This is a genomic window from Streptomyces sp. NPDC004788 (genome assembly GCF_053601115.1).
The window spans coordinates 33,712-56,125 of sequence record NZ_JBSGBF010000023.1 but is presented as its reverse complement, the minus strand read 5'-3'; the positions used below and the strand labels follow the sequence as shown (position 1 = coordinate 56,125).

The 22,414-nt window shown below is 72.7% G+C and carries 22 protein-coding genes; 10 read left to right on the top strand and 12 right to left on the bottom strand.

Going from position 1 to position 22,414, the window contains the following annotated elements:
* Nucleotides 1-17: 17 nt before the first annotated feature.
* A complete protein-coding gene (locus ACWEJX_RS13305) occupies nucleotides 18-974 on the bottom strand; it encodes an EamA family transporter (protein WP_451607561.1) in 957 nt (318 codons plus the stop codon).
* Nucleotides 975-1,096: 122 nt separating this feature from the next.
* Here ACWEJX_RS13305 and ACWEJX_RS13300 point away from each other — a divergent pair, with 122 nt between their 5' ends.
* Complete coding sequence (locus ACWEJX_RS13300) at nucleotides 1,097-2,002, top strand: LysR family transcriptional regulator (protein ID WP_451607590.1); 906 nt, start codon at nucleotides 1,097-1,099, stop codon at nucleotides 2,000-2,002.
* A 255-nt stretch (nucleotides 2,003-2,257) separates the two neighbouring features.
* Nucleotides 2,258-2,935: a DUF4232 domain-containing protein gene (locus ACWEJX_RS13295; RefSeq protein ID WP_451607560.1), complete on the top strand. Its 678-nt coding sequence runs from the start codon at nucleotides 2,258-2,260 to the stop codon at nucleotides 2,933-2,935.
* A gap of 8 nt (nucleotides 2,936-2,943) precedes the next feature.
* On the opposite strand, the gene ACWEJX_RS13290 is transcribed toward ACWEJX_RS13295, so the two are convergent.
* A complete protein-coding gene (locus ACWEJX_RS13290; protein WP_451607589.1) occupies nucleotides 2,944-5,862 on the bottom strand; it encodes an FAD-binding and (Fe-S)-binding domain-containing protein in 2,919 nt (972 codons plus the stop codon).
* Between the two features lie 170 nt (nucleotides 5,863-6,032).
* Between ACWEJX_RS13290 and serC the strand changes: the two genes are divergently transcribed.
* On the top strand, nucleotides 6,033-7,151 hold the full coding sequence (serC, locus tag ACWEJX_RS13285) for a phosphoserine transaminase (RefSeq protein WP_451607559.1): 1,119 nt from the start codon (nucleotides 6,033-6,035) through the stop codon (nucleotides 7,149-7,151).
* A 65-nt stretch (nucleotides 7,152-7,216) separates the two neighbouring features.
* Here the strand turns inward: serC and ACWEJX_RS13280 are convergent, their stop codons facing one another.
* Nucleotides 7,217-8,260 carry a WD40 repeat domain-containing protein gene (locus ACWEJX_RS13280; protein ID WP_451607558.1) on the bottom strand — a complete coding sequence of 348 codons (1,044 nt, stop codon included), beginning with the start codon at nucleotides 8,258-8,260 and terminating at the stop codon, nucleotides 7,217-7,219.
* Nucleotides 8,245-9,372: an AraC-like ligand-binding domain-containing protein gene (locus tag ACWEJX_RS13275; RefSeq protein ID WP_451607557.1), complete on the bottom strand. Its 1,128-nt coding sequence runs from the start codon at nucleotides 9,370-9,372 to the stop codon at nucleotides 8,245-8,247. The genes ACWEJX_RS13280 and ACWEJX_RS13275 overlap by 16 nt, the downstream gene beginning before the upstream one ends.
* A gap of 179 nt (nucleotides 9,373-9,551) precedes the next feature.
* Between ACWEJX_RS13275 and ACWEJX_RS13270 the strand changes: the two genes are divergently transcribed.
* Nucleotides 9,552-10,232 (top strand): GDSL-type esterase/lipase family protein, encoded by a 681-nt coding sequence (locus ACWEJX_RS13270; protein WP_451607556.1) that lies wholly within the window; start codon nucleotides 9,552-9,554, stop codon nucleotides 10,230-10,232.
* Between the two features lie 68 nt (nucleotides 10,233-10,300).
* Here ACWEJX_RS13270 and ACWEJX_RS13265 read toward each other — a convergent pair whose 3' ends face one another.
* A complete protein-coding gene (locus ACWEJX_RS13265; protein WP_451607555.1) occupies nucleotides 10,301-10,666 on the bottom strand; it encodes a hypothetical protein in 366 nt (121 codons plus the stop codon).
* A gap of 109 nt (nucleotides 10,667-10,775) precedes the next feature.
* A complete protein-coding gene (locus ACWEJX_RS13260) occupies nucleotides 10,776-11,174 on the bottom strand; it encodes a RidA family protein (protein ID WP_451607554.1) in 399 nt (132 codons plus the stop codon).
* Between the two features lie 62 nt (nucleotides 11,175-11,236).
* Between ACWEJX_RS13260 and ACWEJX_RS13255 the strand changes: the two genes are divergently transcribed.
* The gene (locus ACWEJX_RS13255; RefSeq protein WP_451607553.1) at nucleotides 11,237-11,443 is read left to right on the top strand and encodes a hypothetical protein; all 207 of its coding nucleotides are present in this window, start codon (nucleotides 11,237-11,239) and stop codon (nucleotides 11,441-11,443) included.
* 38 nt (nucleotides 11,444-11,481) lie between these two features.
* On the opposite strand, the gene ACWEJX_RS13250 is transcribed toward ACWEJX_RS13255, so the two are convergent.
* From ACWEJX_RS13250 to thpR, 3 genes are all read right to left on the bottom strand, one after another.
* On the bottom strand, nucleotides 11,482-12,471 hold the full coding sequence (locus ACWEJX_RS13250) for an aldo/keto reductase (RefSeq protein ID WP_451607552.1): 990 nt from the start codon (nucleotides 12,469-12,471) through the stop codon (nucleotides 11,482-11,484).
* 208 nt (nucleotides 12,472-12,679) lie between these two features.
* Entirely contained in the window at nucleotides 12,680-13,396 is a 717-nt protein-coding gene (locus ACWEJX_RS13245; RefSeq protein ID WP_451607551.1) for a tRNA-dependent cyclodipeptide synthase, read from the bottom strand.
* A 255-nt stretch (nucleotides 13,397-13,651) separates the two neighbouring features.
* On the bottom strand, nucleotides 13,652-14,224 hold the full coding sequence (thpR, locus tag ACWEJX_RS13240; protein WP_451607550.1) for an RNA 2',3'-cyclic phosphodiesterase: 573 nt from the start codon (nucleotides 14,222-14,224) through the stop codon (nucleotides 13,652-13,654).
* A gap of 42 nt (nucleotides 14,225-14,266) precedes the next feature.
* Here thpR and ACWEJX_RS13235 point away from each other — a divergent pair, with 42 nt between their 5' ends.
* Nucleotides 14,267-14,779, top strand: coding sequence for a GNAT family N-acetyltransferase (locus tag ACWEJX_RS13235; protein WP_451607549.1), 513 nt, complete (start codon nucleotides 14,267-14,269; stop codon nucleotides 14,777-14,779).
* Nucleotides 14,780-14,836: 57 nt separating this feature from the next.
* Here the strand turns inward: ACWEJX_RS13235 and ACWEJX_RS13230 are convergent, their stop codons facing one another.
* Nucleotides 14,837-16,195, bottom strand: coding sequence for an MFS transporter (locus ACWEJX_RS13230; RefSeq protein ID WP_451607548.1), 1,359 nt, complete (start codon nucleotides 16,193-16,195; stop codon nucleotides 14,837-14,839).
* Nucleotides 16,196-16,222: 27 nt separating this feature from the next.
* Entirely contained in the window at nucleotides 16,223-16,672 is a 450-nt protein-coding gene (locus ACWEJX_RS13225; RefSeq protein WP_403799398.1) for a MarR family winged helix-turn-helix transcriptional regulator, read from the bottom strand.
* Nucleotides 16,673-16,816: 144 nt separating this feature from the next.
* On the opposite strand from ACWEJX_RS13225, the gene ACWEJX_RS13220 reads away from it, so the two are divergent.
* Nucleotides 16,817-17,071 carry a hypothetical protein gene (locus ACWEJX_RS13220; RefSeq protein ID WP_451607547.1) on the top strand — a complete coding sequence of 85 codons (255 nt, stop codon included), beginning with the start codon at nucleotides 16,817-16,819 and terminating at the stop codon, nucleotides 17,069-17,071.
* Here the strand turns inward: ACWEJX_RS13220 and ACWEJX_RS13215 are convergent.
* Complete coding sequence (locus tag ACWEJX_RS13215; protein ID WP_451607546.1) at nucleotides 17,041-18,492, bottom strand: NCS2 family permease; 1,452 nt, start codon at nucleotides 18,490-18,492, stop codon at nucleotides 17,041-17,043. The two genes, ACWEJX_RS13220 and ACWEJX_RS13215, sit on opposite strands and share 31 nt — an antisense overlap.
* A 155-nt stretch (nucleotides 18,493-18,647) precedes the next feature.
* Between ACWEJX_RS13215 and ACWEJX_RS13210 the strand changes: the two genes are divergently transcribed.
* From ACWEJX_RS13210 to ACWEJX_RS13200, 3 genes are read left to right on the top strand one after another with little or no spacing between them, the layout of a single operon-like run.
* The gene (locus ACWEJX_RS13210) at nucleotides 18,648-18,920 is read left to right on the top strand and encodes a DUF2530 domain-containing protein (RefSeq protein WP_451607545.1); all 273 of its coding nucleotides are present in this window, start codon (nucleotides 18,648-18,650) and stop codon (nucleotides 18,918-18,920) included.
* A 45-nt stretch (nucleotides 18,921-18,965) separates the two neighbouring features.
* Nucleotides 18,966-21,356, top strand: a complete 2,391-nt coding sequence (locus ACWEJX_RS13205; protein ID WP_451607544.1) for an HAD-IC family P-type ATPase — start codon at nucleotides 18,966-18,968, stop codon at nucleotides 21,354-21,356.
* Between the two features lie 40 nt (nucleotides 21,357-21,396).
* Nucleotides 21,397-22,302: an SCO6745 family protein gene (locus ACWEJX_RS13200; protein WP_451607543.1), complete on the top strand. Its 906-nt coding sequence runs from the start codon at nucleotides 21,397-21,399 to the stop codon at nucleotides 22,300-22,302.
* Nucleotides 22,303-22,414: the final 112 nt, after the last annotated feature.

Below are 22,414 nucleotides of genomic sequence, written 5' to 3'. Positions count from 1 at the left end.
GGAGCCCGAAGAGGGGGTCAGTGGGACGAGCGCGCCACCTGGGTGCGTACCGCGCCCATGCTCGCCGCGATCACGAGGGCGATCGCGAGCGCGTCCGTCAGGTCGAGCGCCTGGTGGAGGACGAGGAAGCCGGCGGTGGCGGCGATGGCCGGTTCCAGGCTCATGAGGATGGCGAAGGTGGGGGCGGGGAGGCGGCGCAGGGCGAGCAGTTCGAGGGTGTACGGCAGGACCGAGGACATCAGCGCGACGGCGAGGCCCAGGCCGATCGTCGACGGGACGAGGAGCCGGTCGCCCGCCTCCGTGATGCCGAACGGCAGGCTGATCAGCGCGCCGACCGCCATCGCCAGGGCGAGGCCGTCCGCCTGCGGGAAGCGGCGGCCGGTCCGGGCGCTGAAGACGATGTACGTGGCCCACATGGCGCCCGCGGCGAGCGCGAAGCAGGCGCCGGCCGGGTTCAGCCGGTCGAGGCCGCCGCTGGTGACGCCGCTGAGGAGGGCGACGCCGACGAGGGCGAGGCCCGCCCAGAGGAGGTTGACCAGGCGGCGGGAGGCGACGACGGAGAGCGCGAGCGGGCCGAGCACCTCCAGGGTGACGGCGGCGCCGAGCGGGATCCGGTCGACGGAGAGGTAGAAGAGGATGTTCATGCCGGACATGGCGGCGCCGAAGGCGAGCACCGTGCCCCAGTCGGCGCGGCCGTAGCCGCGGACCTTGGGCCGGCAGGCGATCAGGAGCACGGCGGCGGCGAGGACGAGCCGCAGGGTGACGACGCCGAGGGCGCCGGCGCGGGGCATGAGGAGGACGGCGACGGCGGAGCCGAACTGCACGGAGAGACCGCCCGCGACGACGAGGGCGACGGGCCCGAGACGGCCGGCGCCGGCACGGGCGGTGTGCGCCGCCGCGTGCGCGGTGGAGGCGGTGGGGGCGGTGGGGGCGGTGACTGAGGCCGCGGGTATGTCCTTGACCGGGCTGTCCACCGGCGTGCTCCTTGCCTTGATCACGATCCAGTCCACTGAAGTGGACCATGAAGTCCAGAGTAATGCACTGCTGGTTTCAGGACTCCACCGTTCACGCTAAGAGCCCCCGCGCGGCATGTGAAATGCCGGTTGCGCTGCGCTTATGCTCCGCACGCATGAGCCGCACGAGCATCGAGCTCCGCCACCTCCGCTGCTTTCTGGCCATCGCCGAGGAGGGCAACCTGACCCGGGCCGCCGGCCGGCTGCACCTCACCCAGCCCGCCGTGTCCCGCACCCTCGCGGCGTTGGAGAAGCACATGGGGGCGCGGCTCGTCGACCGCTCCACCCACCACGTGGCGCTCACGCCCGAGGGACGCGACGTCCGCGACCGGGCCGCGGCGGCCGTCGCCGCGTTCGACGCGGCCGTCGACCCCGCACGGCTCCACCACCGCCCGCTCCGCCTCGGCCACGCCTGGTCGGCCTTCGGCCCGTACACCACTCCGCTGCTGCGCCGCTGGCAGCGGGAACACCCCGGCACCCCGCTCGAACTCCTCCGCATCGACGACCGCACGGCCGGCCTGCTCCGCGGCGAGGTCGACGCGGCGCTGCTCCGCGGCCCCGTGGAGATCCCCGGCCTGGCCACCGAGGAACTCCTCACCGAGCGGCGGGTGGCGGCGGTGCCCGCGGACAGCCCGCTCGCCACCCGCGACACCCTGACCCTGGCGGACCTGGCGGCGCAGACCGCGATCCTCAACCCGGTCTCCGGCACCACCACCCTCGACCTCTGGCCCCCGGCCAGCCGCCCCCGCTCCACCCTCACCGTCGCCAACACCGACGACTGGCTCACCGCGATCGCCGCCGGCCGCGGCATCGGCGTCTCCGCCGCGTCCACCGCCGCCCTCCACCCCCACCCGGGCGTCACCTACCGCCCCCTGCCCGACGCGCCGTCCCTCCCGGTCCTGCTCGCCTGGCGGGACGGCGACCGGCACCCGGCGACGGGGGCGCTGGTGGAGCTGGCGCGGCGGATCGTGCGGGAGGGCGACCGGTAGGGGCGCGGGGCGGGGCGCCGGGGAGCGGGAGCCGGGGAGCGGGAGCCGGGGAGCGGGGGCCGGGGGGCGCGGGGCGGGGGGCGGTGGGTTGGGGGGCGGGGCGCCACCGGACCTGACGGGCCGACACTCCGGCGTGCGACGAACCGTGGTGAATTCGGAAAGGCGCCGTCACCAAGTTGTGAAGCTGCCACGGGATCCTGTCCTCACCACAGCGCGAGCACGCCGCACGCGCCTCGTCATCGGGGGAGAACCGCCATGAGCACCGTCCGCAGAGCCGCCGTCGTCCTCGTCGCCGTGTCCGCGCTCGGCCTGACCGCCTGCGGGCCGTCGGAGGACGGCGCGGCCGGCGCGCCGACCACCCCCGCCGCGCCGTCCGCCACGTCCTCCACCGGGCCGGGCGCGCCGACGACGGACGCGCCGACGACGGTGCCGTCGAAGCCGGCCGCGCCCAAGCCCAAGACGCCGAAGCCGACCAGCGCGCCCACCAAGACCGCGAAGCCGTCGACCGACCCCGACTACGACGTCTTCCCGTGCAGCACCTTCGACGTGACGTTCAAGGCGGAGCTCGCCGAGCCCACCACCAGCAGCTACCTGCTGAAGATCACCAACAAGTCCGCCAAGGCGTGCACGGCGATCGGGCACCCGATCGTCACCTTCGGCGACCTCGACGGGGCGGCGCACCAGGTGGGCACCGCGCCCGGCATCGACAACGCGCTGCGGCTGAAGCCGGGTCAGACGGCGTACGCGGGCCTGATGGGCGGCGCGGCCGGGGCGGGCAGCAAGACCGTGTCGTACGTCAAGCTGACCATGGACACCGACTCGGACCTGACGCAGACGCCGCTCAAGGCCTCCACCCCCGGCTTCAACGTCTCGGACAAGTCCTCCGTCACCCCGTGGGTGGACAACGCCGAGGACGCGCTGAGCATCGGCTAGTCACCCGGTCACTCCTCGTCGAGCGCCTCCGCCAGGACCTCCGCCAAGTGGTGCGGGTGGCGGTCCTGGGTCGCGTGCGTGATCTGCGTACGGCACGAGAAGCCGTCCGCCAGGACCACCGCGTCCGCCGGCGCGGCCCGCAGCGCGGGCAGCAGCCGGTCCTCCGCGCAGGCCATCGACAACTCGTAGTGCCCCGGCTCGAAGCCGAAGTTGCCCGCGAGACCGCAGCAGCCGCCCGTCAACTCCCCCGTCAGCCCCGCCTTTCGGCGGAGGCGGCGCTCCGCCGCGTCACCGAGGACCGCGTGCTGGTGGCAGTGGGTCTGACCGGCGACCGGGCGGTCGAGGCGCGGCGGGGTCCAGTCGGGGGCGAGCTCCTCCAGGGCCTCGGCGAAGGTGCGGACGGAGGCGGCGAGCCGGGCCGCGCGCGGGTCGTCGGGCAGCAGCTCGGGGAGGTCGGTGCGCAGGGCCGCCGCGCAGGACGGCTCCAGGACCACCACCGGCAGGTCCAGAGGCGAGACGGCCCCGGGCGCGGCCCCAGCCCCGGCCCGTGCCTCGGCCCCAGCCCGGGCCTCGGGCTCGGCCCCGGCCTCGGACTCTGCACTGCCACCCGCACCCGCACCCGCACCCGCACCCGCACCCGCACCCGCACCCGCACCCACCATGACGTCCAGCGTCCGCCGCATGACCCGGCGTGCCGCGTCGAGCCGGCCCGTCGACACATACGTCAGTCCGCAGCAGACCCGGCCCGGGGGCAGCGCCACCCCGAGGCCCGCCGCCTCCATGACCCGCACCGCCGCGGCGCCGACGTGCGGGGCGAGGTGGTCGGTGAAGGTGTCCGGCCAGAGCGTGAGCGCGGGCGGACGGTCGGAGGCGCGTTCGCCGAACCAGGACACGAAGGACTGCGCGGCCACCCTCGGCATGGCCCGCTCCGGCGTGACACCCGCGATCCTCGCGGCGAACGGCAGCCCCATGGCCACGTTCAGCCGCCGCCCGAACAGGTCGAGCCAGTGCGGCAGTCCGCCCATCGTCCAGTGCGAGCGCGGCCGTTTCAGGGCGCGCCGCCCGGCATAGTGGCCGTGCAGGAACTCCGCCTTGTACGCCGCCATGTCGACGCCCACGGGGCAGTCGCTGCGGCAGCCCTTGCAGGACAGGCACAGGTCGAGGGCGTCCCGGACCTCCTCCGAGCGCAGCCCGTCGGTGATCGTCCCGCCGAGCGCCATCTCGTGGAGCAGGCGGGCCCTGCCGCGTGTGGAGTGCTTCTCCTCGCCGGTGGCCCGGTACGAGGGACACATCACGCCCGACCCCGAACCCGGGCCGTCCGCCCGGCACTTGGCCACGCCCACACACCGGGCCGCCTCCCGCCCGAGGCGTGCCACCGCCCCCGCGCCCCGCCCGGCACCGTACCCCGCGCCCTGCCCCACGACCGGCAGCCCCGCGCCTTGCCCCACGACCGGCAGCCCGGTGAACCTCAGGCCCGAGTCCAGTGGTTCCGGCCGCACCAGCATCCCCGGGTTCAGCCCGCCGTCCGGGTCCCACAGGTCCTTGACCGCGCCGAACAGGGCGACCAGCTCGTCCCCGTACATCTTCGGCAGCAGCTCCGCCCGCGCCTTCCCGTCCCCGTGCTCGCCGGACAGCGAACCGCCGTGCGCCACCACCAGGTCGGCGACCTCCGCCGAGAACTCCCGGAAGCGCGCCACGCCCTCCCGCGTCCACAGGTCGAAGTCGATGCGGACGTGGACGCAGCCGTCGCCGAAGTGCCCGTACGGCACCCCTTGCAGCCCGGACCTCCGCAGCAGCGCACGGAACTCGCGAAGATACGAGCCGAGGCGGGCCGGCGGCACCGCACAGTCCTCCCAGCCCGGCCACGCCTCTCCGCCGTCCGGCGTCCGCGTCGCCGTACCCGCCGCGTCCTCGCGGATCCGCCACAGCGCCCGCTGCCCCGCCGGGTCCCGCACCACCAGGGCGTCCAGGGCGTCCGCCGCCCGCACCAGGTCGGCAGCCGGGCCCGCGCCGTCCGTCTCGACGAACAGCCAGGCCCCGCCGCGCGGCAGCCCGGCCGCCGCCCCGTCCGGCACGAGGTCGGTGGCCATCCCCTCGACGGTCAGCGGCCGGAACGGCAGCAGCCCGGCCGCCGCATCCGCGGCCGCGCTCTCGTCCGCGTACCCGAGGACCACCAGGACGGGTTCGGCCGGCAGCGGCACGAGCCGCACCGTCGCCTCCGTCACCACCCCGAGCGTGCCCTCGCTGCCGCAGAAGAAGCGCGCCACGTCCGCGCCGCGCTCCGGCAGCAGCGCGTCGAGCGCGTAGCCGGAGATGCGGCGCGGCAGGCCCTCCGGGTAGCCGGTGCGCAGCAGCGCGAGCCGACTCTCCACCAGCTCCCGCAGCCCGGCCGGCGCGCCCTGCCACTTCTGCCCGAGGGAGAGCCGCCGGCCGTCGTACGTCACGACGTCGAGGGCCCGCACGTTGTCGGCGGTCGTCCCCCACGCCACCGAGTGCGCGCCGCACGCGTTGTTGCCGATCATGCCGCCGAGGGTGCAGCGGCTGTGCGTGGACGGGTCGGGGCCGAAGGTCAGGCCGTACGGGCGGGCCGCGTCCCGCAGCCGGTCGAGGACGAGCCCGGGCCGGACGACGGCGGTGCGCGCCTCGGGGTCGAGGGACACGACGCCCCGCATGTGGCGGGTGAGATCGAACACGACACCCGTCCCGGTGGCCTGCCCGGCGATGGAGGTGCCGCCGCCGCGGGCGACGACCGGCACCCCGTACACACGGCACACGGCGAGCGCGGCGGCGACGTCGTCGGCGTCGCGCGGGGCGACGACGCCCAGCGGGACGCGCCGGTAGTTGGAGGCGTCCATCGAGGTCAGGGCGCGGGCGGTGGTGGAGAAGTCGACGTCGCCGGAGAGGGCGGCGCGCAGCGCGTGCGCCAGCTCGCCGCCCGGCTCCCCCGCCCGCTCCGGCGCCCGCCCGCCGACCGGCTCGTGCGCCCTCTCCCCCGCCGAATTCTTGTGTGATCCCACGACTACAGAATGTCTCAGTCGTCGTCCCAACGGGCGGACATCCCGCGATCCCGCTCTCCCGACCCGATACGCTCCGCCTCGTGGCCGATATCCAGATTCCCGCTGACATGAAGCCCGCCGATGGCCGTTTCGGCGCGGGCCCCTCCAAGGTGCGTACGGAGGCGCTGGACGCCCTGGCCGCCACCGGCACCTCCTACCTCGGTACCTCCCACCGCCAGGCCCGGGTGAAGAACCTGGTCGGCGAGGTGCGTGCCGGCATCAGTGACCTGTTCTCGCTGCCCGAGGGCTACGAGGTGATCCTGGGCAACGGCGGCTCGACCGCCTTCTGGGACGTCGCGACGCACGGTCTCATCGAGAACAAGTCGCAGCACCTCACCTTCGGCGAGTTCTCGTCGAAGTTCGCGAAGGCCGCGAAGCTGGCCCCGTGGCTGGCCGAGCCGACCGTCGTCTCCTCCGACCCGGGCACCCACCCGGAGCCGGTCGCCGAGGCGGGCGTCGACGTCTACGCCTTCACCCACAACGAGACCTCCACCGGTGTCGCCGCCCCGCTGAAGCGGGTCGCGGGCGCCGACGAGGGCGCGCTCGTCCTGGTCGACGCGACCTCGGGCGCCGGCGGTCTGCCGGTCGACATCACCGAAACGGACGTCTACTACTTCGCGCCGCAGAAGTCCTTCGCCGCCGACGGCGGTCTGTGGCTGGCCGCGTTCTCGCCGGCCGCGCTCGAGCGCGCGAAGAAGATCCACGAGTCGGGCCGGCACATCCCGGAGTTCTTCAGCCTGCCGACCGCGATCGACAACTCGCTGAAGAACCAGACCTACAACACCCCGGCCCTCGCGACCCTCTTCCTGCTCAACGAGCAGCTGAAGTGGATCAACGGCCAGGGCGGTCTGGACTGGGCCGTGGCCCGTACGAAGGAGTCCTCGGACGCGCTGTACGGCTGGGCCGAGGAGTCCAAGTACGCGACGCCGTTCGTCACCGACCCGGCGAAGCGCTCGCAGGTCATCGGCACGATCGACTTCTCCGACGACATCGACGCGGCCGCCGTCGCCAAGGCGCTGCGCGCCAACGGCATCGTGGACACCGAGCCGTACCGCAAGCTGGGCCGCAACCAGCTGCGCATCGCGATGTTCCCGGCGATCGACCCGGCGGACGTGCGGGCGCTCACGGCCTGCATCGACTACGTCATCGGTCAGCTCTGACATCTGGTCGCCGAGGGGCCCGGTCGCGGACGGCACGTCCGCACCCTTCTCGTGCCCGCCGCCCCTCAGCCTCGGCGGAACATCCGCCTGAGGCCGACGACCACGACGGCCGCCAGGCCCAGGACGACGAAGCCCAGCGTGGCGTTGCCCTGGCCCTGGCCGCCCCCGGCACCGCCACCGCCACCGGTGGCGGCCGGACCGGTGCCGGGGGGCTTCGGGTTCCCCGGGCTTCCCGGGCCGGTGCCCGTGGTGCCGGGCGACGGGGTCCCGCCCGCCCGGTCCACGCGGATCACCCTGCTGTTCTTCCCCTCGGAGCCGAACATGAAGGCCGAGCCGTCCGGTGTGTACGTCACGGACTCGGCCTGGCCCTGGAAGGGCGCGGCGACGGCGGTGCCGGCGTCGGCGAGGCGGCCGTTCCTCCAGGCGTACTCCTCGGCCGCGAAGTAGCCGCGCAGGACGAGCCGGTCGCCGTCCGGGGAGAAGGCTCCGTCGGTCACCCAGGGGACCTCGCCGACGCGGCGGAAGACGTTCGTCCGGGAGGCGGAGAGCCGCTCCGGGCCCTCGTAGAGGCCGCCGCCCTTCTGGTTCTTGCTGGCGATGTAGACCCGGCCGGTCTTCGGATGGACCATCAGGGCCTCGGCGTTGCGGGCGCCGTCGGCGTACTTCACGTCGTACTGGGTGGCCCGGACGGTCTGGTCGCGGAGCTCCTTCGGCTCGGGGAAGCGGTAGATCCAGACGTGGTCCCAGGAGCCGTCGAGGTTGTCGCCGATGTCGCCGACGTAGATGTCGCCGTCCGGCCCGACGGAGATGCCCTCCATGTCGCGCGGGGTGCCGACGCCCGCCATGGTCAGGGTCGCGACGGTGCGTCCCGTACGGGAGTCGACGCCGTAGATCAGGGGCGCGTCCTGGTCGTTGTGCGTCCAGTAGACGCCGGGATGCGCGTGGCTGGCGGCGAGGCCGCTCGACTCGGTGATCCGCGGGTCCTCGATGGTGAAGTCGCGGTCGGGGCCCTGGTCGTCCGACACCGCCGCGGCCGCGGCGCCGGCGGCCGGGCCCGCGACCAGCGCGAGGACGGCCGCCGCACCGGCAATGCTCAGGAGTGATCGCATACGGTCCAGCGTGCCATGGTGACACCGGGCGGGCCCGTGCCGCGCGAGCGGCCTGGCGGGCAGGCCGCCCCGGCCTTCCGCGTGGCCGCCGCCCCTCGTGCCGCCGCCCCTCGTGCCGCCACCCCTCGCGTCTCCTCCTTTCGCGTCTCCTCCTTTCGCGCGTCCGCGTCGCACATCGCCTGCCTGCGGTACGCGGTGGGGGTCATCTCGTACCGCTCGCGGAAGCTGCGGCTGAAGACGGTGCCGCTGGTGAACCCCCAGCGGGCCGCGATGGTCTGCACCGGGTGCCCGCGCAGCTCGGGGCGCGCGAGGTCGGCGTGGCAGCGCTCCAGTCTGCGCGCGCGGATCGTCGCCGCGACGCTCGTCTCCTCCCCCCGGAACAGGGCGTACAGACTGCGCAGGGAGACGTGGTGGCGGTCGGCGATCCACCGGGGTGTCAGCTCCGGGTCCCCCAGGTTGTGGTCGATGAAGGCGTCGATCCGCTCCCGGAGGGCCAAGGGGCGTGCCTCGGGCGGCTCCTCGTCGAGGGTGCCGAGTCGCTCGGCGAGGCAGCAGGCCGCCAGTTCGAGGGCGAGCGGCCCGAGCCGTTCCCGGCCGCCGGGCCGGCACTCCGAACCGTGCGTGTGCAACGCGTCCAGGAAACGCGTCAGGACGGCCGCCATGCCCGAGCCCGCCGGGAAGCCCCGGGCGAGGATCCCGTCCACGCGGTCCGCCCGTAAGGGCAGTATCGCTCTCGGCACCTGGAGGACCAGTGTCTCGGCCCTGCCGCCGTCCGTGGTGGCGACGGCGCGCTGCGGACGCGAGGTGTCCATCACCACCATGTCCCCGGCGGCGAGCCGGGACTCGTGGCCGGCGTGGGCGACCTCCATGCGGCCTGCCGTCATCCATCCCACGTGGTACTGCTCGGGGTCGCCCCGTCTGATGAGCGCCGGGGTGCGGCGCGCCGTCATCGGCGAGTACGCGAACCTCGACAGTTGCACCGGACCGAGATCCAGCAACGCGACTTCGGCCTCGAAGCCGGCCGCGCGCTCGCTGCTGATCGCCGTCGGCGCCAGCGAGGCCGACAGCATGTCGGCGAACCACTCGAACCTGTGCTCCGCCGGCACACTCACGGCGGAAACCTCCTGCCACACCATGACCATTCCCCCGTCCATCTGGTCCGGACGGCATCCTGCACCGCGCCGCGCCGGGGACCGAGACGGCTCGCCCGGAAACCGAACCTGCGCCAGGTGTCGTGGATCACTGCTCCACCCCGCTCCGGTACCGAGCGGCGTCGGTGATGATGTCGACCATGCGTTTTCTGTTCGTCGGCGACAGCATGACCATCGGACGCGCCGGCGACTTCACCTGGCGGTACCGGATGTGGCGGCATCTGGAGTCGGTCCTTCCGGGCGGCTACGAGATCGTCGGCCCGCGCACCATGCTGTACGAGGCCGCCGACGACGCCGCGACCTCGGACGCGTACGCCGACCCCGGCTTCCCGGCCGCCGCCCGCCGCCACCTGGCCGGCTGGGGCGAAGGCTGGCTGCACATGGCGCCGCTCGTCGGTGAGGTGGTGGCGGCGACCCGCGCGGACACGCTGCTGGTCTCGCTGGGCCTGATCGACCTGGGCTTCTACACCAACAGCGGCCAGACCGTGGAGAACGTCCGTGCCTTCCTGGCCGCGGCCCGTGCCGCGAACCCGGCCGTCCGGGCGGTGCTGCTGCCCGTCATCCCGAACGTCCGCGCCGAGTACGACGCCCCGTTCGCGGCCGAGTGCGAGCGCTTCAACGAGCTGCTCGCGAAGACGGTCGCCGACCTGGACACGGCCGCGTCGCCGCTGCTGCTCGCGACGGTCCCGGAGTCGTACGACATCCACGCGGACACGTACGACGGCACGCACCCGGGCCCGTCGGGCGAGCACAAGCTGGCGGCGGCCTTCGCGGACGCCATGCACCAGGCGTGGAGCCTCGGCGGCCCGTACCGGGCGTAGCACCTGTACGGCTGAACGGCGGACGCCCGCCGGCCAGAAGCCGGCGGGCGTCGGTGGTGCGTCGGGGATCAGTTCCAGGCCTCGCCGTAGAAGTAGGAGCCCGTGCCGTGCAGGCGGTAGTGCGACCCGTACAGGCCGCCGACACAGGTCGTGTTCCACCCCCACTGGTTGGTCGGGATGGACCCGACCATCACGCCGGTGTCGGCGTCCCACAGTTCGGCACGCCCCCAGTAGGCGAGCGCGGTGTGATGCCCGCCGAAACAGACCTGGTGGTTGCCGTTGGCGGGAAGGGTGCCGCTCCAGCACTCCGTCGAGCCCGTGCTCGCGCACGACACGCTGTCCGAGGCGCTCGCCGGGACGGCGGTGACACCGATCGCAACGGCCGCCAGGGTCGACGCCATCAAGCCCAGACGGGCGAATCGCTTCTTCTGCACGTTCCGTTCTCCGTTCACGTCCTGTGGGGTTCTTACGGGACGTCACAGTAGGAACAGAGGTGGTCGGCCGGGTGTGCGATGCACGCAGACCAGTTCGACGATGCGCGCATCACTCCGTGACGGCGTCGACCTCGATCTCCACCAGCCAGTCGGGGTCGATGAAGCGGGACACCTCCACGAAGGTGGTCACCGGGCGGATGTCGGCGAACCGCTCGCCGTGGGCCTTGGCCGCCTCCTTCCAGGTGGTGATGTCGGTGAGCATGATCCGGGTGCGTACGACGTCGTCGAGCGAGGCGCCGGCGGCCTTCAGCGCGGTCTCGGCGATGTCGATGCAGCGGACCGTCTGGGCGTGCACGTCGCCGACGCCGGCGGTGGTCCCGTCGTCCGCGATGGGCGCGGTGCCGGCCACGGCGACGTGGGAGCCCTTGCGGACGGCGCGCGAGAAGCCGATCTCCGGCTCCAGCGGCGATCCCGAACCGATGTTCTTCCTGGTGCTGTTGATGTTCACGCGTTCATGATCGCCCGTCACGGCGGATGGCGAGTCGCCGCCGACGGCGTGCCGGCTCGGCCGTGCGTATCGTTGGCGACGCCTATGCCACCGCCGGCGTCCCCGTCTACGTCATCGCGGACCCCTACACGGGCCGGTGCATCGCCTACACGAAGCCCGAGGACGGCGAGTACACGGAGGAGGTCCGGGTTCCCTTCGGCACCGACCTCGACCTGACCAAGACCCCTCTGGATCTCGTCCTCAAGACCGACGGGTTCCCCCGCCACTGAACCGGAGGAACCCGTCGGCCCGGACACTCACTCCGCCGTCACCAGGCGAACGCCTCCGGGGACGGTCCCGGGCCCGGGAAGATCTCGTCGAGGGAGGCGAGCAGCTCCTCGCCCAGTTCGACGTCGAGCGCGCGCAGGGCGCCCTGGAGCTGCTCCGGGGTGCGCGGGCCGACGATCGGGCCCGTGACGCCGGGGCGGGTGAGCAGCCAGGCGAGGGCCGTCTCGGCCGGGTCCAGGCCGTGCTTGTCGAGCAGGTCCTCGTACGCCTGGATACGGGCGCGCTGCGCCGGATCGGCGAGCAGGTCCGCGGCCCGGCCGGACGCGCGGCGGCCGCCCTGGACCTCCTTGCGGATGACGCCGCCGAGGACGCCGCCGTGCAGCGGCGACCAGGGGATGACGCCGAGGCCGTACTCCTGGGCGGCCGGGATGACCTCCATCTCGGCGCGCCGCTCGTAGAGGTTGTAGAGGCACTGCTCGCTGACCAGGCCGACCATCCCGCGGCGGGCTGCGGCCTCGTTGGCCTGGGCGATCTTGTAGCCGGGGAAGTTGGAGGAGCCGGCGTAGAGGATCTTGCCCTGCTGGATCAGGACGTCAATGGCCTGCCAGATCTCCTCGAACGGGGTCGAGCGGTCGACGTGGTGGAACTGGTAGACGTCGATGTAGTCCGTGCCGAGGCGCTTGAGGCTGGCCTCGACGGCCCGGCGGATGTTCACCGCGGAGAGCTTGTCGTGGTTGGGCCACGCGGGCCCGTCCGGGCCCATGTTCCCGTACACCTTGGTGGCCAGGACCACCTTGTCGCGGTGGGCCGGGTCCTTGGCGAACCAAGAGCCGATGATCTCCTCGGTGCGGCCCTTCTCCTCGCCCCAGCCGTAGACGTTGGCCGTGTCGAAGTAGGTGAGGCCCGCGTCGAGGGCGGCGTCCATGATGGCGTGACTGGTCGATTCGTCCGTCTGCGGGCCGAAGTTCATCGTGCCGAGGACGAGTCGGCTGACCTTGAGTCCCGTGCGTCCGAGCTGCGTGTACTCCATGCGCACCAAGCCAACTCCTTCGAGTGGGCTCGAAGCAAGCGCCTGTTCCGGCGAGGCTCGGGCGCGGGCCGGCGGCGCGGCTCCACGCACACCCGCACCAACTCGCCGTACCGGACGAGCACTTCGCCGATCAGGACGTCTCCCGGGCGATCCTCATCACGGCCGCCCCGAAGAGCGAGGTGACGGTGGCCACGCGGGGCGGCGCGGGTCAGGCGCGGCAGGCGACGATCGCGTACCCCTGGTTCTCGGCGGGGCGCAGCCCGGTCCGACGCGTGCCGAACAGCAGCCGGCCCAGGGCCAGGACCGTGTGGTAGCAGTGCACGGAGGAGGCCACGCCGAGGATCCGGGGGCTGTCGACGAAGAACGGCAGCTCGGCGTCGACGTAGTCGAACGCTGCCTGCACCTGCGCGGGGACGGGCAGGACGTCCGCGCCGAGGCGGCTGGTGAGAAACTCGTACGCCATCCGGTCGCGGACGGCGCGCAGCTCGACGTCGGTGCGCAGCGCCCTTCGCACGCGGGCCCGCACCTCCTGGTAGCCGGGCTGGTCCAGGAACACGGACAGCGGTCTCGCCCGCACCCGCCCGGCCGCCGCCGGTCCGATGTCCTCCAGCGCGCCCTCGATGCGGCGGCGCACGCCGCGGAGCTGCTTGGCGGTGCTTCTGCGGGCGTCGGCCGGCTCGTACCCGAGGGACACGAGCATGGCCTCCAGGGCGACATCGGTGTGCACGACGTCGACGAGGTCGAAGCGCTCCGTCGCCCAGCGCAGGGCCTCGGCGAGGCGGTGCCGGCTGAAGTAGCTGTTGCCCGTGCTCACGCCGAAGAGGGCGTGGTCGCCGTGTTCGAGAAGGGGTGCGCTACGGGTGCCGAAGGCTAAGACGTCGAGTCGGCGGTCGGTCAGGGTCTGCTGGTCTTCGTAAGGGGACATGTCGATCTCATGCCCACCCTGGGTGACCGCAATGCCGATAGGCCCTCGAAAGTGTGACGCTGAGTAATCAACGAGAGGGCTTACGCGCCGTCGTGCGCCCCCCGCGCGTCGGAGGCACGCAGCGACGGCCGGGCCTCCCGGCCCGGCCCTCGAGGGCTACTGCCCGACCACCGACGCCACCGCGACGATCGCGAACATCAGCACGAGCACACCGGCCATGATCCGGTTACGGGTTTTCGGGTCCACCCAACGAGGTTAACCCGGCGCGCCGAGCGGCCACGCGGCGACCGTCTCGTAGCGCGGCTGGGCGCCCGGGGTGCCGCCGCCCGGGAGGTTGCTGCGGACCAGGGCCAGCTCGCCGACCTCCCAACGGGTGCCCTCGAAGTCGGCCAGGGCGGCGACGAAGGGGCGCAGGTCGACGTCGGTGGCGCGGCTGCGGGCGACGGTGAGGTGGGCCTGGTAGCGGCGGTGCTCGTCCATCGGGACGCCGGCCCGGCGGGCGGCGGCGTCGGCGCGCTCGGCGAGGAGGCGCATCTCGTCCAGGTCGCCCGCCGCGCCCGTCCACAGCACCGCCCGCCCGAAGTGCCCTCCGCCGTGCAGCCGCAGCGGGAACGGCGCCGTGCGGTGCGCGGCCCGGCCGAGCCGGGCCCGCAGGTCCGGCAGCAGCTCCTCGTCGACCTCGCCCATGAACGCGAGCGTGAAGTGCCAGCCGGGGCGCGAGGTCCAGCGCAGGCGGTCCGCGTGGGGCAGGTGGGCGAGGCGGTCGACCTCGCGGGCCAGCTCGGCGAGCTGCGCGGGCGGCGGGACGACGGCGGCGAAAAGCCTCATGAGGCGAGTGTGGCAGGCGCCGACCGCACTAGCCTCTGCCGAATGGAGAACGGGATCATGATCAGGCGGGGCGCGGCGGACGACGTTCCCGCGATGCTCGGGATATTCGACAGCGCGGTGGTGTGGCTGAACGAGCACGGCATCACGGCGCAGTGGGGAACGGAGCCGTTCAGCGCCCGCCCGAAGACGGTGGAGCTGATCGAGCAGCTGGTCGCCGAGGGCGAGCCGTGGATCGCCGAGATCGACGGCGTCCCGATGGGGACTCTGACGCTCACCCCGCGGCCGGGCGTGTACGTGCCGCCGGCGGAGGAGCCCGAGCGGTACGTGCGCTTCCTCGCGACCGACGGGCGGTGCCACGGCCGGGGCGTGGGCGCGGCGCTGCTCGCGCACGCGGCGGAGGAGACGCGGCGGGCGGGCGTGTCGCTGCTGCGGGTGGACTGCTTCGCGGGGAGCGAGGGACGGCTCGTGGAGTACTACGAGCGGCAGGGGTTCACCCGGACGGAGGCGTTCGCGGTGGGCGAGTGGCCGGGGCAGGTTCTGGAGCGGCGGGTCTGACGAGCCCTGGGGTACGGGTACGGGGGCGGCGCCCCCGTACCCGTACCCGAGCGGGGACTACGCCGCCGACGCCAGGGCGGGCTCGCGCTCCTGCGGGACGAAGCGGACCGTCGGGTGGCCGTGCTGCCAGCCCATCGCCACCTTCAGGCCGCCCACCCGGGCCAGCACCAGGCCGATGGCGGCCGCCGCGAGCAGGGAGACCAGACCGCCCGTCGCGAAGCCGACGCGCGCGCCGTAGGTGTCGGTCACCCAGCCGAGGAGCGGCGCGCCGATCGGGGTGCCGCCGGCGAAGACCATCATGTAGAGGCTCATCACGCGGCCGCGCATGACCGGGTCCGTCGCCATCTGGACGGCGGAGTTGGCGCTGATGTTGACCGTGAGGCCGATCATGCCGATCGGGACGAGCAGCAGCGCGAACAGCCAGAACGCGGGCGACAGGGCCGCCGCGATCTCCAGGGCTCCGAAGACGCCCGCCGCGACCACCAGCATGCGCAGCCGGGTCGAGCCGCGGCGCGCCGCGAGGAGGGCGCCGGCGAGGGAGCCGGCGGCCATGAGCGTGTTGAGGAAGCCGTACGTCCCGGCGCCGACGTGGAAGACCTCGCCGGAGAAGGCGGTCAGCCAGATCGGGAAGTTGAACCCGAAGGTGCCGACGAAGCCGACGAGGACGATCGGCCAGATCAGGTCCGGGCGCCCGGCCACGTACTTCAGTCCCTCGCGCAGCTGGCCCTTGCCGCGCGGGGCGCGCTCCACCTTGTGGAGTTCGCTCGTCCGCATCAGCAGCAGGCCGGCGATCGGCGCGAGGAAGGACAGCGCGTTGATGAGGAACGCCCAGCCGCTGCCCACCGTGGAGATCAGCACACCGGCGACGGCGGGGCCGACGAGCCGGGCGGACTGGAAGTTCGCCGAGTTCAGCGAGACCGCGTTGCGCAGCTGCGCCGGGCCGACCATCTCGGAGACGAAGGACTGCCGGGTCGGGTTGTCGACCACGGTGACCATGCCGAGCAGGAAGGCGATCAGGTACACGTGCCAGACCTGGACCTGGCCGGTCAGGGTCAGCAGGGCCAGGGTCAGTCCGCACAGTCCGAGCGCGGTCTGGCTGGCGAGGAGGATGCGGCGCTTCGGGTAGCGGTCGGCGATGACGCCGCCGTACAGGCCGAACAGCAGCATCGGCAGGAACTGGAGCGCCGTCGTGATGCCGACGGCGGCGGCGGAGCCGGTGAGGCTCAGGACCAGCCAGTCCTGGGTGATCCGGGCCATCCACGTACCGGTGTTGGAGACGATCGCTCCACTGAAGAACAGCCGGTAGTTCCGGATCCCGAGCGAGGAGAAGGTTCCCTTGCGGGCCCCTCCGCTCGCACGCGAATAGTGTGCGGGTTTATGGACGGGTGCGGAGTCTGCTCCGGGTCCCGTACTCAAAGTGCGTCGCCTCCTCGGCCATCGGTGCTAGAGGTGTGCGAGCTTCTCCAGGACCGGGGCAGCCGCGCGAAGCTTGGCCCACTCGTCCTCGTCCAGACCTTCGGCGAGGGTGGCGAGCCAGGCGTTCCGTTTGCGGCGGGACTCTTCCAGCATGGACTCCGCCTGCTCGGTCTGCCTGACCACCTTCTGCCGCCGGTCGTCGGGATGCGGCTCCAGCCTGACCAGGCCCTTGGCTTCGAGCAGCGCGACGATGCGGGTCATCGACGGCGGCTGGACGTGCTCCTTGCGGGCCAGCTCACCGGGGGTGGCCGAGCCGCAGAGCGACAGGGTGCCGAGCACCGACATCTCGGTCGGGCTCAGCGACTCGTCGACGCGCTGGTGCTTCAGGCGCCGGCTCAGCCGCATCACGGCGCTGCGGATCGCGTTCACGGCCGCGGCGTCGTCGGCGGTGACGTCGCCATGGGACAGGTCAGGCATGTCCTTAGCGTAACTCATTACTCTTCCTAAAGACCAATCGGGACCCCGGGCCGAAAACACCGTGTCGCAATCTGTCACCCAAATGAGTGAGAGCGATCCGGAAAGTGACGCAGAGGGCCCTTGCCCGGCGCGAACCTGACGGGCATGGATTCGACCGTGCTCAGCCTGCGCATCGACGGAGAGCTGCTCGAACGGCTCCGCGGACACGCCGCCAGACGCGGAATGAGCGTCCAGGACTATGTCGCCCGGACGCTCATTCGCGAGGATTTCGACGAGCGGTTCAAGACCGCGGTCGAGGAGACGGAGAAGTTCTACGGGGCCTCCGACGCACCCCGGGACCGCACGGACGCGGGCCGGATGGACCCCGATCAGGTCAGGCCGAGCGCCGGCATCGCGTAGTAGAAGACGAAGACCGCCGACACGACGTACATCGCCACCGGGACCTCACGGCCCCGCCCGGCCGCGAGCCGCAGCAGGGTGAAGGCGATGAAGCCGATGCCGATGCCGTTGGTGATCGAGTACGTGAACGGCATCATCACCATGGCCAGGAAGGCCGGCATGGCGATGGTGTGGTCGCTCCAGTCGATCTCCTTGACCGAACCGGCCAGGATCAGGAAGCCCACCGCGAGCAGCGCGGGCGTGGCCGCCTGCGACGGCACCATCGTGGCGAGCGGCGTGAGGAACAGCGCGACCGAGAACAGCGCGCCGGTCACCACCGAGGCGAGGCCCGTGCGGGCGCCCTCGCCGACACCGGCCGTGGACTCCACGAAGCAGGTGGTGGCGGAGGAGGAGGTGGCACCGCCGGTGGCGACGGCGAAGCCGTCGACGAGCAGGACCTTGTTGATGCCCGGGAAGTTGCCGTCCTTGTCCATCAGCTCGGCCTCGTCGCCGACGCCGAGGATCGTGCCCATGGCGTCGAAGAAGCAGGACAGCAGGACGGTGAAGACGAAGAGGACGCCCGTCAGGACGCCGACCTTGTGGAAACCGCCGAACAGGCTGAACGAGCCGAACAGGCCGAAGTCGGGGCTGGCGACCGGGTTGCCGGGCCACTCCGGGGTGGTGAGGCCCCAGGACGGGACGTCGACGACGGCGTTGACCACCATCGCGACGATCGTCATCGCGACGATGGAGATCAGGATCGCGCCCGGCACCTTGCGGACGATCAGCGCGAGCGTGAGCAGCGTGCCCAGGATGAAGATCAGCACGGGCCAGCCGCTGAGGTGGCCGGTGCCGCCGAGCTGGAGCGGGACCGTGGTGTGCGCGGCGTCGGGGATGCGGGAGACGAAGCCCGAGTCGACGAGGCCGATCAGCATGATGAACAGGCCGATGCCGATCGCGATGCCCTTGCGCAGGCCGGCCGGGACCGCGTTCATGACGCGCTCGCGCAGACCGGTCGCGACGAGGAGCATCACGACGAGGCCGGCGAGGACGACCATGCCCATGGCGTCCGGCCAGGACATCTTCGGCGCGAGCTGGAGCGCGACGACCGTGTTGACGCCGAGGCCGGCGGCGAGCGCGATCGGCACGTTGCCGATGACGCCCATGAGCAGCGTGGTGAGGGCCGCGCTCAGGACGGTCGCGGTGACGAGCTGACCACCGTCGAGCTGGTGCCCGTACATGTCCTTGGCGCTGCCGAGGATGATCGGGTTCAGCACGATGATGTAGGCCATCGCGAAGAAGGTGGCGAAGCCGCCCCGGACCTCACGCGCTACAGTGGAGCCGCGCTCCGTGATCTTGAAGAAACGGTCGAGGCCGGAGACGGGACCCGTGGGGAGCTGATCCTCGGGGGCCGTGGCCTTGGCGGTGGCCGTCGTACTCATGGGGGTGGGTTCCTCTTCGAGAGAAAAATGCGTCCCTTTGGCGGTTCATACGAAGGGAACCTGCCGGAGGCAAACCGTTTCAGTATGAACACATGAACGAACGTGAGTCCATCTCCGCGCGTAGACAGCGAAACCGGCGGCCTAGACTGAGCCGCATGGCGAAGTGGACACCGAAGCACGAGGCACCCGAGCCCCTTGAGGGGCCCGTCGTCGCCACCATCACCGGCGGCACGATCCTCTGGTTCGTCCTGTTCCTCGTCCAGGTCCCCTTCTACGGCTGGTTCGCCGACCACAACGCGACGTCGTGGGTGTGGACCTGCCTGGCCGGCGCGGGCCTCGGGCTCATCGGCATCTGGTACGTACGGAAGCGGGACGCGGCGATCAAGCGCCACCGGGCGGCCGAGGGCGCACAGGCCGCGCAGGAGTGACTTCTCGGCAGGTGACCGGACGCATCCGGTCGTACCGTCGAGAACATGACTGAGCGGACGCAGACCGACAGCCGCGCCACGCCCCCCGTGGTGCACCGCCCCGCCGGCCTCACCTCCGCCGAGGTCGCCGAGCGCGTCGCGCGCGGCGAGGTCAACGACGTACCCGTCCGCAGCTCCCGCTCCACCGCCGACATCGTCCGCGCCAACGTCTTCACCCGCTTCAACGCGATCATCGGCGTGCTGTGGCTGGTCATGCTGTTCGTCGCGCCGATCCAGGACAGCCTCTTCGGCTTCGTGATCATCGCCAACACCGGCATCGGCATCGTCCAGGAGCTCCGCGCCAAGAAGACCCTCGACGGGCTCGCCGTCATCGGCGAGGCCAGGCCCACCGTCCGGCGCGACGGCGTCGCCGCCGGGATCTCCACCTCCGAGATCGTCCTCGGCGACCTGATCGAGCTCGGGCCGGGCGACAAGGTCGTCGTCGACGGCGTGGTCGCCGAGGCCGACGGCATGGAGATCGACGAGTCGCTGCTGACCGGCGAGGCCGATCCCGTCCTGAAGCGGCCCGGCGACCCGGTGATGTCCGGGTCGTTCGTCGTCGCGGGCGGCGGCGGCTTCACCGCCACCAAGGTCGGGCGGGAGGCGTACGCGGCGCAGCTCGCCGAGGAGGCGTCCCGCTTCACGCTCGTCCACTCCGAGCTGCGCACCGGCATCTCCACGATCCTCAAGTACGTGACGTGGATGATGGTCCCGACCGCGCTCGGGCTCGTCATCAGCCAGCTCGTCGTCAAGAACAACGACTTCAAGGAGTCCGTCGCCCGGACCGTCGGCGGCATCGTCCCGATGATCCCCGAAGGGCTCGTCCTGCTCACCTCCGTGGCCTTCGCGATCGGCGTGATCCGGCTCGGGCGCAGGCAGTGCCTCGTGCAGGAGCTGCCCGCGATCGAGGGCCTCGCCCGCGTCGACGTCGTCTGCCTCGACAAGACGGGCACGCTGACCGAGGGCGGCATGGACGTCACCGAGCTGCGCATGCTGAACGGCGCCGACGAGTCGTACGTACGGAAGGTGCTCGGCGCCCTCGGCGAGTCCGACCCGCGGCCGAACGCCTCGCTCCAGGCCGTCATCGACGCGTACCCGGACGCGGTGGACTGGCGGTGCACCGAGTCGCTGCCGTTCTCGTCGGCGCGCAAGTACAGCGGCGCCGCGTTCAGCGAGGGCGACGGCGAGGACTCCACCTGGCTGCTCGGCGCGCCCGACGTGCTGCTGCCGGACGGCGACCCGGCGCTCGGCGAGGTCGACCGGCTCAACGAGCAGGGCCTGCGGGTGCTGCTGCTCGCCCGGGCCGCGACCGACCTCGACTCCCCCGACGTGGCCGCCGGCGCCCGGGCCACCGCGCTCGTCGTCCTGGAGCAGCGGCTGCGGCCCGACGCCGCCGACACCCTCGCGTACTTCGCCGACCAGAACGTCACCGCCAAGGTCATCTCCGGCGACAACGCGGTCTCCGTCGGCGCCGTCGCCGGCAAGCTCGGCCTGCCCGGCGCCGCCGACACCGTCGACGCCCGCACCCTGCCCACCGAGCGCGACGCGATGGCGACGGCCCTCGACGCGAACGCGGTCTTCGGCCGGGTCACCCCGCAGCAGAAGCGCGCCATGGTCGCCGCGCTGCAGTCCCGCGGACACACCGTCGCCATGACGGGCGACGGCGTCAACGACGTGCTGGCCCTGAAGGACGCCGACATCGGCGTCTCCATGGGCTCCGGCTCCGAGGCCACCCGGGCCGTCGCCCAGATCGTCCTCCTCGACAACTCCTTCTCGACCCTCCCGTCGGTCGTCGCCGAGGGCCGCCGGGTCATCGGGAACATCACGCGCGTCGCGACCCTCTTCCTGACGAAGACGGTCTACTCCGTGCTGCTCGCGATCCTGGTCGTGGTCAGCCAGGTCGAGTACCCGTTCCTGCCCCGCCACCTCACCCTGCTGTCCACCCTCACCATCGGCGTCCCCGCCTTCTTCCTGGCCCTCGCCCCCAACAAGGAGCGCGCCAGGCCCCACTTCGTCCGACGGGTCATGCGGTACGCGATCCCCGCCGGCGTCATCGCGGGCGCGGCCACCTTCGCCACGTACCTCCTGGCCCGCCACCACTACACCGGCCCCGGCGCTCTCGACGCCGAGACCAGCGCCGCCACCCTCACCCTCTTCCTCGTCTCCATGTGGGTCCTCGCGATCATCGCCCGCCCCTACACCTGGTGGCGGATCACCCTGGTCGCGGCGATGGGCGCGGCCTTCCTCCTCGTCCTCGTCGTGCCGTCGCTCCAGCGCTTCTTCGCACTGAAGCTGGTGGGCGTGACGATGCCGTGGACGGCGGTGGCGATCGCCGTGGTGGCGTCGGCGGTCCTGGAGGTCGCCTGGCGGTGGGTGGGGCGGCGGTTCCCGGCCTGAACCCCCCTCCCGCGCGACGTCCGGTGGCACGATGACGGGCGTGGACAAGGCATACGAGGCAGACACCGCACCCGGCGCCGGATTCGCCCGTACGTTCGCCCGTACGGTCTGGCAGGTCATGGAGCCCGTGCACGCCGTCACCTACTTCGCGCCCGAGAGCCGCGCGGCCCACCGCGCGGTCGGGCTGCGCGGCTTCTGGATGGGGTACTTCGCGGCGCGGGCCGCGCCGCTGGGGGCGGTGGCGGCCGGGGTGGTGGAGGCCGCGTTCTACAACTTCCACCCGGCGATGGTGCGGCGGGCGATCCCCGACGCGTGGGGCTTCGCGGCGCCCGAGGCGGTGCTGAAGGCGCGTACGGAGGCGGCGGCGGCGGCGCTGCGGCGGGTCGCGCCGTCGGTGGCGGAGGCGGCCGCGGAGCTGCTGCCGCTGCTCGGGCGGGTGGTCGGGGCGGCGGACGGTGCCGGGCGGCCGCTGTTCGCGGCGAACCGGGGCGTGACCGCGCCCGAGGACCCGGTGGGCGCGCTCTGGCAGGCCACCACGGCCCTGCGCGAGCACCGCGGCGACGGCCACGTCGCCCTCCTCGCCGCCGAGGGCCTGGACGGCTGCGAGGTCCACGTCCTCTTCGCCGCGTCGGAGGGCGGCGCGCCGACGGCGACGCTCCGCGAGAACCGCGGCTGGACGGAGGACGACTGGCGGGCGGCCACGGACCGGCTCGCCGGGCGCGGGCTGCTCGACGCCGACAGGGCCGTCACGGCGGAGGGCCGCGCCCTTCGCGCCCACATCGAGGACCGGACGGACGCCCTGGCCGTACGGCCGTACCGCGACGCCCTCTCGGCGGCGGAGGCGGACCGGGTGGTGGCCGTCCTCGGGCCGCTGGCCGGCGAGGTCCTGGACTCGGGGACGATCCCGTTCCCGAACCCGATGGGGCTGCCGGCGCGGCGGCCCTGAAGACGCCCCCCTTCTGCCACGGGGCCGGCACCCGTGGCGCGGCGGCCCTGAAGACGACCCCGCTGTTTGCCACGGGGGCCCCGGGTGCCGGCCCCTCGCGCGCGCCTCGCGT